This is a genomic window from Beduini sp., assembly GCF_047239305.1.
GTDB lineage: Bacteria > Bacillota_I > Bacilli_A > Erysipelotrichales > Coprobacillaceae > Beduini.
Map to the genome: position 1 here is coordinate 35,114 of NZ_JBKTEM010000006.1, position 18,389 is coordinate 53,502.

Genomic DNA, 18,389 nt, shown 5'->3' on the forward strand with positions numbered 1-18,389 from the left:
ATCAGGCTAGGTAATGTTTACCAGACGCATAGATCTGTGTATCCACCTGACTAAATACATATTTACCATTGTCATCTACAAATACTTTTTGTTCATAAGGATTGCCATGTTCATCCAATCGTACTTGCCAGATACCATTTTCATCTTGATAATACCCTTTTAAGGTCACTTCCAATGGAACCCCATTGTCTACTGCTTCTTTTATTTTTGCATAGTTTTCTTCCGTATCATAGATACCGTCATAATCTTCATCTTCAAACACATTTCCTGTGATTGTAGACTGTTCATACTGAACAAATCCGCCATCATTGTTAATATTGTCTTTTGCAGTAATGAAGTCATAGCGTTTTCCCTCGACACTAACAATGTATGGTGTGTTTTCTGCACTGCCTGCAGTCACCTCATCAGCAATCACTAAATAATCAGTGCTTTCTTGCATTTGATAATCTTTCGTTAAATCACTGTTTCTTATATCACCTGTAACAGGGACTTTGTAGAGTGTTACGGCATATTTTTCATTGTTCGGAACTCTTAGTACATCAGCCTGATACCCTGCCAAATAATTCTTATTATTTATGTGAACATAGGTCTCTAAATCTTCAAATGCATAGTTACCATCTGCATCCGTTGATTCTTGATGCAGCAATGGATTCCACTGAGCTTCCGGAACTTTCTTCCATACTGATCCTTCCAGATAATATTGCTGTAACTGTAGAATGACATTCGCTATTCTTGGTTCATCAAGAACATTGCTGCTGTCATCTTTATACGTATCCATAAGTCCATTATAGTTTTTATCTTCCCAAATGGTTCCTTTGAGAGCCGCTTTTTCATACTTAATCAAACCACCGTCATAATCTGTTCGATGAGTGACTTTATTGACATCATAATTACCTAAATCATTTTGAATAATATAATCCATATCATAGTTAATGCTTGTTACTTTTTCTGCGACTGTAATATATTCATCATCCGCATTTAAATATAGATTATTCTCTTTTAAATCACTGTTGATTGTATCATCACTGCCTACACGGTATTTACTTACTGCATAGTCAGCAGGCAACTGATCCACTTTTACTTTATACCCGGTCATATAACGATCACTGCCAATCGTGATATTGGAAGCAACATCATTAAATTCGTAATGACCATCGGTATCGGTTAATACTGTCGGTGATACGAAGTCTGTTTTTTGTATCCATTGCCCATTTTGATAATAATATTGTTCTAAATGGACAGATACATTACTGATTCCCGGTTCATTTACTAGCTGATCCGCCGCATCCTTATATTGGTTTTGCAATCCATCATAGTTCTTATCATCCCAGATTGTTCCGGTGATGGTTGAAGTATCGATAGAGGTTAATCCCAAGTCTAAGTTTAAGATCATCTTTCCGTTGGAAATATCATATTTAATTCCTTCATGGATATTGATATATTCATTTGGCGTATCATTATCTGCTTTTTCAGCAATAATAATCATTCCCGTTGAATCTGTATCTTGAGTAACATCTAAATATCCGTTTGTTGTTGAGATCGGTAATTTACTGTCATCTAAGCCGTTGTTCATTTTAAATTTAGTAATTGTGTAATTTTGTGGCAAAGTGCTGGTATCCACTTTCAGCTTATAGCCTGCCAAATACACTTTGTCTCCGAGTGTATAAGTGGTCTTAACATTTTGGAAAGTATAAGATCCTCCTGAATTGGTCAGCTGTTCATAAGCAGTAACAGCTTCCGGAACAGGTTTCCATTCATTGGTATTATCATCAAAATAATATCTTTCTAATATTAATTTGATGTTTTCCACTCCTGGTTCGCTCATAACTTGATTATTAGCGTCAATATAATTTCCACGAAGTCCATCGTAAGTCACATCATTCCATACATACTTACCGATATATCCACGTCCCGCTTCAACAAATCCTAAACCAAGATGATTGTAGACACCATAATAGTTTCCATTTGTATCTAATATTGGCTTATTGCTTGCATCAAACTCTACTCCGGTAGTAAAGACAAAGGTTTGATTTGTCTTTTTATCACTGGATAAAGTTAAATCATTGTCATCATTCTGCACTTTTGGATCAGTATTGATCGTAATCGGAGATGGTTTATAAACCCCATCTGTTTTCGCTGTGCCTGCAACAGCTAAATAACTACGTTCTGGATATAAACTCATTTCAAAATATCCATTAGCATCACTCTTTGTAATGGCATCTTTACCATCCGCATTCTTGGCTAATACTAAACCTGTGTCTGTTACTTCATAGAAAGTCACATCCACATTTTCCAAACGTTTTTCTGCTGCACCGATCAATCCATCACTGATCACATTATTCGGATCTGATGGATCAGGTGTTTCATCTACCCATGCGGTTCCGCCATAAACATACGCTCTTGATACACCGACGTTATATGATGTCATTTTTGCATCATAAGCGGCATACGTGCTCGGATCACTGCCGATTGCATCGATACGTATACTGTCAGCTGTCTGTACTACTAATTTATTGGTGACTGTCTGTGCATCGCTCTCGACATCTCCCTGACCTGGATTTCCTAGATCTGGTAAAGTATCTCCATCACGATATACTTCCATCTTCGCTTTTGTATCCCCTATTTCTAAGGTCGTTAAAGCGTGTGTGTTATACGTTTTTTCAGGGAACGTATATCTTAGTTTATAATTACCCGGAGTGACATTTGAGATAATGAAATAGCCGTTATTGCCATAGGCATCTGATTCGGTTGTATAGGTTGTCGGTCCATAAAGACTGTATTCATAAGTTCCGTTGATATCGGTCATCTTCATGCCTGTGGTTTCATCAATCTTAATAAACTTACCGGTTCCTGCTTCTTCAACAACTGCTTCACCCAGTTTATTTACCGGATATCCGTTTTCTGATAATAATTCAACAAGTACCCCATTGATTCCCGGATCATCATTGATACCATCATAATCCAAGTCTTTTGTCTTATTTTTAAAGATCAGACGACCATCATCACGACGAACATATTCACCTTCATCGATATTAGCATTGTAGTTGGCATCATACCAGACATAGCTTCCGATATAGCCTTTTTCTACAGGAGCATTCAAATAGACACCTGCACGCGGAGATTCTACAACAGACATCGGATTTACATCCTGCCTTGCCTGAACGGCAAAAGTATTCCATCCCGTATAGTCCGTTACATTTTGACGAATTGCATCATCCCCCATATCGCTTGTGATAGCACCATTGTATTGTGGAAGGTTCAATGGAGAATGTAAGTAGTAATTTAATTCAAATTTGACACCGCCATCTAATCCAAGTTTTTGTCCATCTGCTACCTGTACCCAAATAGCTTGAATATTTTTAGATAACATCGTGTAAGCTTCTTCATCACTAGCCTTAACTGCTTTTAAATCCGATAAGCGAACAAAATATTGACTTCGCATCACTGGATCAGCATACATGTTACTGTAAAATTCTGTATTAGAGGTATCTTTAAACGCAGGCAGATCACTTATCTGTTTAACTTTGATTTGACCACCTGTTTTTTCAAATGGTCCTACCCAGATTTCACAATCTGTACCATCTGCCAATTCTTTAGTAATCGTTCCACCAGCTGATGGTGTTTCCATTCTCAATAGTTTTACACTTTCCGGAATAACCCAGCCATTCCATTTTGAATTACGATCTGCACCAAGTGAGTTTGGATCATCTTTATTTTGTGCATTTACGATATTTTTGTCATTTTCATACGGTAAGACATCATAAATGATCGTCTCTTTATAGCCAGGAGCACCATAAATATCCGGATTTAGTATAATTGATTTGAACTGATAATCGGTTCCTTCCGGAACTAATGAAGGTCGGGTTGTTTCAAATCCAGCTGTATCATATTCAGAATATGAGAATTTCAAACGATTAATTGCTCGTCGAGATTCAAACGAAATTCCCCCTACCCCTTTAACAAGAGTAGCTTCACTTGTTGTCATTCCGTTATCATTGATATCACGCTTATCAATTTCAAATGCATAGGTTTCATTGCTGCTTTCAATTTTTGGAATAAATGGTTTCAAGCTTCCTTGCTTATATCCATAGACACTGCACTTCATTAAGTCCGTTGATGTCATCCCAAAATCTTTTGTCGCTAATGGCACCATATAATCTACCACGATGGTTTGTCCCGGTTCTAAGAATCCATCAAAGCTCCAAGTCAATATCTTTCGATCAACCCCGCTCAAGTCTGCACTCTTTGAATAGCTTACGAAATCAACACCCTTGATCTTAGAATTCGTTACAATATTCCCGGCTTCATCTAGCACATAATATGTCCATTGAGACTGTTTTCTTTCCAGTCTTTCAGTCGCTGAGTAATCATCGCGGACAAATGAATCTTGATATTCTGTTGACTGAGCATCTACATATTTATAATCTGTATCCAAAATATCTTCTAAATATGGCAGTACTGTAGAAATCTGCGGCTTAGAAAGGTTATCCTGTGTTTCATCTTTAAATCCGGCGGCCTCTATTTCTGCATCCGTAAGATTATGAATACTTGCTTTATATTTCAGCATGGTACTGAAATTCTGTTTAATCAGCATGTCTGTATCTGACCATTCAAATCCATAAGTCTTATCTTCTTTTTGATAACGATGGAAATAATATGGCTCTAAATCGACTTGCATATAAGGCAGTTCTGCATTGACATAATATCCGGCTCTTGCTGCCGAAGATGTTGCACTGTACTGACTATCATCATAACGTGACCAGCCTGTTGCAAAGTTATTTAAATGCAGTCTCTTTCCTGATCCCTCCATATGAGCAGAACTTAATCGTACATAAGCAGCATTATCTTTAATGCTTTGAGGTAATTCGTTAATATTCTCTCGCTTAGGATCCACTTCATCCATTTCCTGTATACCACCTGTGTTTGGATCTGCATCTACAGATAATCTAAAGCCTTTAGGAACTGGATATTTTACAGTTTGTTTTATATCTCCTTCTGCTTTGATCACATAACGAATCTGCGTAATATTGCTGTTGTAATCTTTATCTTCCAGATTAATAACCGCATTTTCTGTAAGACTATAGCTTCCCAGATCTTTCCAATGTGCCGCTGTATAATCCCCATTATTTCCCGGGTTAATATAGGCTGTTATCGGTGGATTATCACTGGTTAGTACATAAATATGAACCCTTAATTTATTTTTTAATACATCTAAAGGCGCACTGCCAGTATACTTATCCGGTTTCGGCAATTCCCATACACCGGTTCTTATTTCTTTAATCATCGATAAAATTGGTTTTGCTGTCATTGGTGCTTCATAAAGCGTTCCTACTTCTGTTCCTCTTGAAGGCACACGATAATCAATGATAAATTCAGGTACTGCTGAACTTAAATTAACCACCTGATCAAGATAGACATTCATAGCCGTAGCTCCTTTGACACTCGGATCTTCAGCTACAACAATACCTGCATCCGGATTGCTGATCAAGGTATGTTTAACAGAAGTATCTAAACGTGTTGTTGAAGATGGTTTTAATACTGTCACTCTTGCTGATGAGTCTGTAGCGTATACATCTTTAAGATCACCGTCATAATTATGGTCTAAATCGACATCTTCAGGAATTGAAGCATCTTTTTCATAATCTGTTTCTTGACGCTCAAATCCAACTAAATCAAGTGGAATTTCGATTAATCCCGGGATATTCAAATAATTTCCGCCAGTATCTTTTAAAGTTACATAAGACTTAGCTGCATACTGTTCATCCCAATAATTTTCTCCAACTGTTAATGTATCCGGTGATTCTAAATGATCAATCACTGTTTTCACTTTAAAATCAAAGGTACTGTCTGTAGCAAAATAACCTGGGAAATTTTTACCATCATAATAGTCTTGATAGCTTTCCGCTTCTCCGGCTGTAATCACTTCAAAGACAAGCGTTTCTTCTAAAGTATCCGGATCAATGACATGGTTTAAATAATTAATCTGCCACCCTTTAGTACGAAGGGAATCCCCACTATCTATATCTGCTTTAGTAATTTTTACTTTTTGCCCTAATGAATCTTTAAATTCTAAATAATAATCTTCTTCATAAGAAACATTAGAAGGTAATTTTATCGCAATAGAAATCTTAGAATGAAGAATATCTCCTGCATGGGCATAATCTTGGGCATTCTCCGGTTTATTCATTACCTGAGTGGTATACCATAAATAATCACCGAACTGCTTATGGTCAATATCACTTTTTACATAATCCGGATCATCAAAATTGATTGTAGGATAATGATCGATACCGACCTTCGTATCATCATCACGCATTCCTAATACGTCCACATCATCACTGACATATGTCTGAGTTTCCATACGCGCATATTTAACACGAATTCTCATAGAGGTGGTTACGCCTTGTTCTGAGATAGTTTCACCAGTAACTGCAGCATGAGTCAATCCACCGCTTAAATTAAAGTCTTTTTGTGTTTCATTCAGATTTAAACCTGTTCTGATATGGGTATAATCCTCTAAATTAAATGAATCTGTTTCATCATAACGCTTTACACCACCATCTTCTACAGCATCAATAATAGAATATTGAGTTCCTAATTTAGAAACTGTATTATTTGGTATAACTCCTCCTGATACCGAATTATATGAATAAGGTATAGGAACACTATTGTATATCGCATCTTTTCTGTTATCGCCAACAAAATAGTTACCTGCATAATACGGGTTCCATAGAGCGCCTACTGTATACGGATTCCCTTCAATATCTTTATCCGTTATGAATTTGAATCCCGGAAGCTGACTGGTTACATAGGTGTTATTTCTTTGATATTGTGCAAGCAGTTCAGAATTTTTTTCTCCGTTTTGCATAGTATCATCGGGAACATCCACATTGGTAAAATCAAAGCTAAAGATTCTTGTATCACCTGAAACGATTTTTGCATCCGGAGCATCTCCTTGAGCAGACTGATCCTGATAGAAAGTAATCTTATAGCGACCTTCTTTTCCACTGCCATCTTCTTTATCAATTTCAATATACTCTACAATTGTTTTATACAGGTTCTGTTCTGCGTTGACCGGTAAATTGGTTGCACCATCGTATAAATTCCAGCTTAACTGTTTAGCTGCATTTGCACTGTTATCGGTAGTAAAAAGCTGTCCGTTAATATCTTTAGGAACAATATTTTCAGGTAAAATATCAGTAACTACCGGGAAGAAGAATGTTCCTCTATTTCCACCATCCGTAGAATAGTTATGCAAATGACGCATCGTGCCGGAATTATCATAATATCCACTTGCCGAACCAGACCAATTGGTAGATAAATCATTCCAATAATAATTGTTTTCTACATGAATATTCATTGAATTATCATCTAATTCAGCGTTTAAATAGTAATCTTTAATATTGCTACCATCGAGAGACTGATCATCTCCTAGGGTTGTCCATGTACGAATCAGCGGCTTTCTCTTTTTCGCACGTGTTCCTGTGCTTGCATAAACATTAGTTTTTCCACTGCCATAATAGTCTTTTAAATCCCCACTGACCACTTTGCCATTGACATTTTCATTAATCATTACTTCATTGTTTTGAATATTAAATCCGTTAATATATGGTGTATTAGGTGAACCACTGTTGTAGGCAGTCATAGCATCAAAACCATCTCCATCATTATATGCACCATCATAACCATCCCATAAGTAATCCATACCACCATACTGAGTGCTTAATAATCCATAGACTGTATCATATACCTTATCTTTGGTAGATCCCTGCCAAGCGGTAATATCAAAAATCTGGCTGTATTGACTATTGACACTTTCTATAGGTGATGCGAATACTTTGTCATACCAGTATTCGTTGTCATCAACCGTTTCGACAACACATTCAATATCCACATTGAGGATATAGCCTTTATTACTTTCTCGATTGAACCACTTGCTTAATTCCTGATCCACTGTAATTTTAATTACCCATGACTCCGCTTCTGAAATCGTATAATAATCAGGATGATCACTATACACATCGGTCGTTGTATTGGTTCGGTCATCGACCAAGAACGGATCCTGAATCTTTCTTGGAGTTAAATATCCACTGTTTATTCCACCAGGCTCTTGTAATACTTCTACTTTTATTTTTCCACTGTCAATTGCACTATAGATTGGATTTAATGAATCTCCTCCGGTTAAGGTGTTTGCACTAATAATCATTTTACCATTTTCATCTAATTGCGGTGCCATGCCGTTAGGAAGCACATAAATAAATTCTACCCCGTCTAATTGCCAGTCCCCATAATTATAAGCGGATAAACGTGCTGTATAGGTATCTTTATATTCAAGAGTTGAAATACAATCGTCCATAAACAATGCTTTTCTTTCAGCATCACCATAATTACTCCACTGATAAAAAGGGTAGTTTGGATTCGATTTATCCCAGCCTTTAAGTTTACTAAAGCGATTACCTAAATATTCTTTAGCGTGATTGGTATAGTCAAGATCACTTTCTCCTGCATTTTTAGTCGGAATAATTTCGGAACTTGTAGCCAGCCAGGCTGTCTGTAAATGAACTCTTGCTTCTGACCAGACAATAGGTGTCTGCTGATTTTTAGTTTTATTATCCCACGCTGTTTTAGAGATATCTGTTCTTGGTTTCACTACATATTCATATTGGTCACGATTGGCATTATTCGCTCCCTGATATTGAATTCCTGTTGGTAATACATCAAGATCTGTGCCTGTTACAGTCGGAACATATTTCACTGCCTGATAAACACTGCCTGATGCACTGTCATAATCCATTACTGTTCCATTATTTCCGTAAATTGAGGCTGCATTTGTAACATTAGCTGCCGTTCCCGGAATAAAGGTCGTTGCTCCTTTTAAGAATTCCCACTTATCTACATTGGCATTTACTGTTCCGGTAATTCCAGCATCATGGATTAGATAGTTCATATCCATCAATATCCCACTGTTATCTAATGAACGCGTTGCCCCATCACCCAATGCTCCTGATCTTGATCCTCCAACTAGCGGCCATCCGGCTATACCGTATGAGCTAGTAAAAGCTGTTTGATAATATTCCCCCATCTTAGGATAATATTCAGGATAAATATTTCCATTATCATTGGTATATACCATTGGCAGCTTCTCTTCTCTAGCCGTTGCTTCATACCAGATTTCAATAGATTCTCCAACTTCTAAACGTACATCTTCTGCAAACGAAAACTCATAAACTTTGTAATTAATTTTTGTTGAATTAGCTTCTGTTGGCTTTATATCATCAAATGCTTTTCCGGTAATATTTGATCCGACACTTTCTTTTGGTGTTCCTTTAGGAACGACCATGTCTCCGCCATAATCTGGAACTGAGTTTATATCGTACTCTTTTATTTCTAAACTTGGTATATCTAATCTCTCATTACCCTCTTTATCCAACCAACGAATTTTAATGTTGTTCATATCAGCTGTAACATATTCCGGAATCTTATCATAGAATATCGGATTCAAGAAAGCCCCCTGATAGCCTGTAGCTGCATTTGAGCTGTTAAGCTTATTGTTGATGACAGACAGCTTATACCACATCTTATCATTTGGTCGATAGCTATTCTTTTGTACTGCCTGAATATCTGGGTTATAAATAACCTTTGCTTCATCTTCAGTATTAAATATTTGAGTTTGATAAGTGATTACCGGTCTTTCACGAGCAATTTCTTTTGTAATTTGACCAGCACCTTCAAATTTTACTTCTTCAACAACATTTACCGCAGTGACATTGTCATCAACCGTATTATCCATTAAAACATTATGTTCATGGATTGGCTTTATTGTCCCTGCCATCATCATTTCAAAGCGATCCGCAATCTGATAACTGTCGTCTTGACGGGTATCATTATAACGTCCTGTTCCTTCAAATATGAACGGATCCGTTGTTGTCGCAAAAGTAACTTCCTTATTATCACTGCCTAATGCAGGTACATCATAGTAAGTCCAGCGGATTTTCTTTGCATCTATCGTATAATAAGAATCTGAAATTGTCTGTATCGGATTTAGATCAGAGTCTTTTTCTATAACGTCATTCTCTTCTATCCACTCATCTTTGCCATTCACTTCAAATAAGTATTCTACCTTGATTGGCTTTGCTGAAGTCATTGTCGCAGGATATTCAAATTTCGGTTTTTTATTCAACTCAAACCCTTTGAAATAGTCAATCGAACCATCACTGCGTGTTATTTTTGATAAGAAAGAAACTTCAAAGGTGATCTCTTTAGCATTATGCTTTGTATTGTTTGTAATATCTATATTGTTGGTACCATTTTTACCGGATACTTTTAGAGTCATTGGTTGTCCGTCGTACTGTGATGTTATATCATCATAGACATACTCAAACCAGAGATCGTTAATCTTCTCCTTAAACTTGATATCACTGGTAATAATAGAAGTATAATCTGAACCTGTATAAGGAGTTCCGCTTTTTCTATAAAAATCGGTACGATTACGATAATAGATAACATCATTTACTTTTGAGTAATACGTAGATCCCCAAGAAGCACTGCTATCCTTGTTTCCGGTTATAGAATACTGGCTGTAAGTATGCTTTGGCTTGCTTACTGCCTCATATTTAGCGGTAATAACTTTTTCTTCATAATTCGGATTACCATCATTATCTTTTAATTCATCTGTCGTTTGTGTATAAACAACAATTTCAACTTCCTGTCCTTTTTGAATCTGATTGTCTAGCTCACTCTTAGTAACATTCCCAATAGAGATATTCAGTTCTTTATAATTCGTATTATTATTTTTACTATCCTTGATATAGTAAGAATCCGCTTTAAAGACTAAATCACTTCCGTTATCTTTTACTGTTGCTGTAATATCCTCTGCTTGAATATCTGTAGAATTTGAAGCAATTTCCCATCCGATAATACGTTGACCTATAGGTGCCGTAAAACGCATGTCTGTATGTTGAAGAGGAATTGCCGAATTTGTATCAGCGCCAACAGTTAAAGTGTAATCAATATAATCATGAGGAATTATTTTCCCATTAGCAACAGGAGATTCTACATTTGTATTGGTCGTTTCATCTAAGTGACGATCGTAAGCAAAAGTATCTACATTAGTCCCATTGAGATTTAACGTCTTTCCACGTTCCATTGCAACATTCATTTTTCCTACTAAGTTAGCAATCACAGATGTTGCTGTCGGAGTAGTTCCGGTTAAGTTTCCTTGATAATTTTCAGCGTTGAAATCAGCTGCAGCAAACGTTGCATTCATCGAAGCCGATGTACCGGTGGTTGGATAAGCATTTGGTGTCATCCCAAATGTCGGTCTTGAAGCTTCTGTCCAATCATTAGCTTTTACATCTGTTTCTGTTCGGTTTACCCATACCCCATCATAGGTAAAGGTATAGCCTAAAGCTTTATCGGCAGTTAAATATTGAGATGCAGAGAGTAAAGTAGCATCATTTTCAGTATCCGGATTTACTGCTGACATCGTTACAACAAAACTATTAATATGTTCTTGTATATATGTTTCAGCAGAGTTATCTACTTTATAAGTTGGAAATTTATCAATATAATCACGAATAAATTGATCAACATCAAATTCATAATGTTCGTCAGAATCACTGGTCTTTGTTAAATAGAGAGAAAGATCAAGGGTATTGGCATTATCCGCATTATAATCAATCACTTTGCTTATGCCGCTTGAATTTAATGTGATAGAATCAATATTAAACCAATCTCCTTCTACAAATTCTTTTGGAAAACTGATAGATTTCATATTATAGCGAGAATCCAATGCTACTGTAGCATTGACTTGTTTAATTCGTGTTGCCTTATTTTTGGCACCACTTCCGTCTGCCTGATTCCATATCTTTACCCCATAGCTTGTCTTATGCGGCGTCATATTCGCTATAATGCCTTGGCTTGCATCGTCAACACTTTCATAATCATATTGGGTTCCTGTGGATAGACTCTCAAGTGCAAAGCCTGCTTTAAACGGTATTCTAAATCCCATCAAATATGCTGTGTCATTGTTTTGTGGTATCAAGGTTTTCTGATCATAATCATTTTTTAATGTTGAATCGACCGTATTAACCGCATCATTAACCGGGTTAATATTCTTGATTAAATAAACATACCCGCCCACTTTAATATCGACATCTGCATTTGTACCATGAAAATCTGCTTGTTTTAAATCTGTATTGCCTAATAATTCTCTTGCAAAATCTCCATTTCCCGGGATATTTTTTAAGATAATCTTATAACTGAAAATATAGTCATTTTTTTCTAATACAATATCGTTGCTTCCGCCAGAAACAGCATTTTCATCTCTTTCTTTATACTGGAATTTAATTTGATAGTGTCCATTTTCATCCGCACTGCCTAAATCATCTTTTGTTAGAATAATCAGATTTTCATTATCTAATGTAATCTTATATCCTTTCATCCCATCACTGCTGTCTGGAACTAATGAAGAATTTGGATCTTTTTCTACATGCTGTTTAAGAATTTCAATACGGTCAACATATTTATATAATGCTTCCGGTATTGAGATATCTTCTGTTAAGAAACCATAATAACCATTTTGTTCATCGGTTCTGATCTTTGGAAGGGTATCTTTTAATATAACCTCATCTGCATATGAAATTTTATTAATAAAATCGTCTAAATCTTGGTATGACCAGCCGTTATTCCCCGATTTATAATCATGATTAGCGGCTGCTGATTCACGATAAAAACTAACAGAGAAATAATCCTTCTTTCCATACTCTACATCTATATCCTGATTAAGATTAGGATTGTCATGTACGCCTTTTAAAACTTTATTTATATCATTTCTGACATTTACCCATGCTGTGGATTGTAAATGACGGGCATCGTATTCAGCCGTAGTACGATTATACGAATAGTAGCCTGTCTTATATTGATAAGTATTGCTGTATGACCAGTTAGAACGCACATTTTTACTTGCTGAATCGACTCTTTCCTTACTGCGTTTTCCCCCAACTTTTAATTGTGTAGACGCTGTTGCTTCTGCTTTACCCGTCTCATAGAAACGTCCTGTGACTTCAAACATGTATTTCGTTTTCTGATCATTTGGATTATACCAGCTGCCAAAATCAGGATTATTCGCATTAACCCCATCACTAGAATCAACTTGATTAATATTTAAATTAAAGACAATAGATGTAACCGGATTGTCTGCTTTATAATCAATCGGTGATTTGTAATAATCGGTATTTGTACTTCCTGCTGCCACTGTCTCATACAAATCCGCATTTTCATCAGCTAAATTGATTCTGAAATAAGGCTGATTATTTTGGTCTTGTTCAATTCCATTGCCAACCTTGTTTATCCATTCATTTCTTTCTAATGTCTGCGGTATCCCGTCACTTCTTGTGATGGTAATACCTTCTAAGTAGTTGATCGCACGAGGATCAACTTTAATGTAATACGTGTCAAATTTATCAGCCGGAAGATTCATGGTCATTTCAAGATTTGCGGCAGTATTGAAAGACTGCGTATAAATATAATTCATACTCTGATGTTCCTGACTTACATATCCTAAATATCCAGAAAGCGGATTAGAGTCAATCGGATAACTGGTTCCGACATTCAAATACTGTCTGAAATCCAACATATATGAGCCAATCGCTTTATAGCCGATATCTAATTCACTGTCATCTTTAAAGCTGTTCCAATCACTGCCATAACCTTCATATCCATAATAAGTATCACGATACCCATAACGAACATCTTCCACCTGCGTAGAAATCTGATCAAAACGATCTCCTGTCTCACTGTCTTTAAATCCTGCCGTTAAAATTGTATCAAAATACATTTTACTAACAGTTGAAATAGCAGTATCTGAAGAAGCAATTTTATGATTATCATCTCGAATACTGTTGATATAGTTTTCAGCTGAAGCTTTAATCGTATTTTCTGTACCAAAATATGAATCAGAATAGCCATAGAAATCAACCCATGCATTAGCTGTATCTTCATTTTTAAGCACAACATCTAATCCAGATAAAGTTACCTGTCCCAGCTCATCAATCCCTATAGTATCCAACTGGTCAAATACTAATTCTCCTTCACTGTTAAACGTTATTGTTCCATAGTCAGGAGAAGTAAATGTCTTTGTAGCTTTATCATAAGTAAACTCTATGCCATGATCTAAATCATTGCGATCATATAAAGTTAATGTTTTAAAATCTGTAAACTGTTCAAATAATTGTTTATTAAATATGACTTTAGTAGTATGGAACCCCGTATTGGCTTCATCTCCGGTATTCGCATTTATAGGTAATTCTATCAACAGATCGACATCATCTAAATGCGAAATTTCAGTATTTTCAATCGATACACGGTATTTGAAATCACGATCATAAGGAATTCCTAAGCGCATTAAATTTCCATCTGAATTTCCTGATGAAGGGTTAGAAGTCTCTAAAGTATTGTCATAATAATAAATATCAGTATGCAGCATCAAGCCCGGTCTTTTTATCGTCAATCCAGCTGTTACTGATTTAGTTTGATCGGTCATTGTTGGATTTTCCGGATTAAACGTTAAAACTGCATCCAAATTATCATACCAATCTGTATTCCCGGTAATTGTGACTTTTAATTTCTCCGGATTATTAGCATTGGTTTGACCATAAAAGTCTTTAAATTCAATATGAATATATAACAGGCGATTTATTCCCGCCGCATTAAGAGCAGCTTTATCAATGTGTAAACGTCCATCAGTTGTTTTTGATATATCCGCTAAAGCTAACGTCAGTTTAGGTGTATCTTTTTTAGGATCTTGATCCCAATCAAAAATCTGTATATTATCAATTTCTCCGACTAACTCATAATTACTTGATAAATAGATATCTGATGTATCAAATCCTTTAATCATAGGTGAACAACTGCTGTCACGTCGATCCAATAACCAATCAAAGAATGTTTGTGTACATACATTTTTATCACCAACGTTTCCTGTTAGATCAATCGTTACATTGGCTGCCCCAACATCTGAATTAGAGCCGTTTCCAATTTCAAATTCATATCCATTATTATCCTCATTATTAGCTACGGTTAATCTTGAAATATTAGCCGGTAAAGTCGCTGGTGTGTTTGTTCCTGAATAATTTCCTTTTGTATCAAAACTCTTACCTGTTAATATCGGATTGATTGCCTGTACATTTAAAGTTCCGGTATCTGTTGCTGTTATATTTGAAATATTGCTGTATTGTGTTATAAATGAACCGGTTACCGTTAGATTTCCTGATACATTGGGAGTTCCATTGATCAATATATGAATATCATCATTGAATGCAATATTATTTTTAAAAGAGTTGAATCGTACTTCAATATTTTGAAAATCACCTATTGTGTTCCATTGCGATTTCTTAATAACAATATCTCCGTTATCATTCGTTGTTAATGATGTAAATGGAATCACTTTATTTCCACTTGTACCTGTGATAATTACTTCATTAATTTCACTTACATCGAGCAATCCTTTAGAAAGGGTTACTGAATCAACAATTAATCCTAAACCGCCGCTTATCATATTGCCAGAAGTAAATGCAGCCGGTGTAATCTGTGACACAGAAGTATTTCCTAAACGATAGCGATATCCGGAATTACCATTATTTACCGCAGCTCCTAATGGATCACCAAAACTATAGCCGTTTGTTTCATCGTAATGATAGGCATCAACATCAATAATCGGAGCTCCCGGTGTAATATTAATAGCTGCAGAATCTTCTACATATCTATCTACAGTGGCATCATTGTATTGTGTTTCAAACGATCCCATTGTTGTTAACGTACCGACCATATTCAGTGTTCCGTTAATCATAATATTAAGGCTTGCTGCCAGTGAAATATTATTTTTAAAAGATTTGAATTTGATTTCTACATGAGCTAGATTTCCTAATGCATCCCATTGTGATTTTTCAATAATTATATCACCATTACTGTCAGTTATTAGTGTATTCCCCGATATATCAAGCGAACTGCCGCTTGTATTTGTAAGTCTTATATTTTCAATAACACTGTTCTTCACTAAATCTGATGAGAGTTTAATAGAATCTGCCACTAAGCCTAATCCATTTGAGTCTAATAAACTTCCTGACTTAAAGATCGCAGGAATGATTTGTGAAATAGAATTATTTCCCAATTGATAGCGGAATCCTGTATTGGTTTGATTTGCTACTGCGCTTAATGGATCGTTGTAAACATAATTTGTTCCATCATTGTGATAAGCATCAACATTAATCATCGGATCTCCCGGCAATGCATCAACTGTTGCATCATCTTGCTGTACTGATTTTTCAGTAATAGTATAGTCGCCGTCCCTTACCACATAAATCCACATCTCATAATTGGTATCCAGTGTATTGTAATAGCTATCTAAGATTGGGGCTTCCCCATTAACCACAATTCGTCCATTGAAAGTCTGATTGACCTTTATTTTTTCTGCTAAGTTGAATCGCATTTGTCCGGTAAATTCTGTACCAGGATTTGAATCTAAATAGCTCTTAATTTTACCATCCATATCAATTGACCAAACTTTAGAAGATGATGTATCGGCCTCTGCGTTAAATTGACCTAAGCACACATAGTCTAAAGTTCCATCACTTCTTTTAAATTCAAATTCTACTAAATGATCTTTCCTGAACCATTCTTCTAATGATGGAATGTAGCTTGGATCCTCCTGCGAAAAATCCATCTCAATAGAAAGTTTTTTTAGATCAAAGGATTTTGGTAAAGTATCAGTGACTACCGGGTTAAATGCCGGTAAATTCCCGGTATTTTCAAAACCTGATAAATAATAATTAACCGTATCACCTATTGCGACTTCGATATGATCCGTCTTTTGCCCATTTTGATCTAATACATATTTTTCATGCGTAAATCCTGGATTAGGTTTTCCAAAATAAGTATCAATACTTGTAGTTTTAGACCACGACAACCCTTTATTAAAATAAATAGTTGGAATATACTGTGTCGTAAATATATCCCCCATACTATCAGGAATATTATTTGGAAATGGGATCGCTACATAATAGGTTCTCTCTTCTCCCAGCGTTATTTTTTTATCCGTTACCGGGATATTAATCGTTCGGTTATTTGTATAGTGATAAACCATCGGAGAATCCGTTACATTTGAATACTCCGATAAATCCCATTTAGCCAGTTCTTCGTTTGTTTTATCTGTAACATCATAAACTAATACCCCACCTTGATTAGGGACCCCGACATAACTACGGTCAGCAACAGTATGATCCTCATTTTTTATTGGAGCTCCATTTTCATTATAAATCCATGCCATAATATCTTCATCTAATGTTCCAAACATATCTTGATCAACATTTGGTACCATAAAATTTAAATCAAAATCAGAGAAATAACTGTCTTCATCAGTAGAAACATTCTTCATCGTAACTTGATAAGTAAAATAATTATATTTATCCCATAAAACTGGTCTCTCAACTTGATTGATTGAAGATTCCCAAGCTAGATTCGAATTAATCAATGTATAAATACTGTTTTCACTTGCCCCCGGTGCAACTGAAAAATTTACCTCACAGCGTTCGTCACTCTCATTGTAATAATTCTTATAACCACCACCTACTTGAATATTTGCAGCGGCATTTTCCGGAACATTACCATAGAAGCTGACAGCTATTCTTAATTTTTGATCAGTCTTTGGCATCAAGCTTTGTTCCCCATTTACTATCATGGTACCTCGATACAGATACGCTTTGCTCCCATTTGATATTGCTGGTAAATCATAATCTCCATTATTATCAATTCTTGCTTGAATTCCCATTAGATTTTCACCACGCTGAGCTTCTGGGACCTTATTAATATCATAAGTCGTAATAAGCTCATTGTCATCATTGTAATAGAAATAAGGCAAATCTATTTTAAGATTTAATTTATCTGCCTTACCTGCGGTGAATGCCGCAGTGGTAGTAACACTAACAAAAAATTCATCATTTTTTCCTAACAAGCTCGTCATTGACTGGCTTGTTGGATTGCCCCCGCTCCATTCAGTTAAATAAACTTTAACAGCTGGATTTCCGCAGGTATTCGTTGTTCTTTCCTCTGCAGAAACGAAAAAAGTACGCATTTCAAGCGTAGTAAAAACAAGCGCAAATGTAAGTAAAACGCTTACAATCTGCTTCATCTTTTTTAACAATTTCTTAACGCTAAACCCGTTCATATTGTAATCCTCCCGATTGTTATGACACATATTTCTTTATAAATCAAAAAGTAAACAATATGAATGGTATATATTCCTACTGGTTTTATGTAGTATTTAATATTTAATTCTGTAAAATTTAAACATTTTTTGTAAAATTATTGCATTGACTTTTCCTAAATATAGTGAT

Annotated in this window: 1 protein-coding gene; it reads right to left on the reverse strand. The window is 35.7% G+C overall.

Annotated elements, in window-relative coordinates:
• Position 1 precedes the first annotated feature (1 nt).
• Positions 2-18,220 (reverse strand): hypothetical protein, encoded by an 18,219-nt coding sequence (locus ACLRVU_RS10035; protein WP_412891749.1) that lies wholly within the window; start codon positions 18,218-18,220, stop codon positions 2-4.
• Between the last annotated feature and the right edge of the window lie 169 nt (positions 18,221-18,389).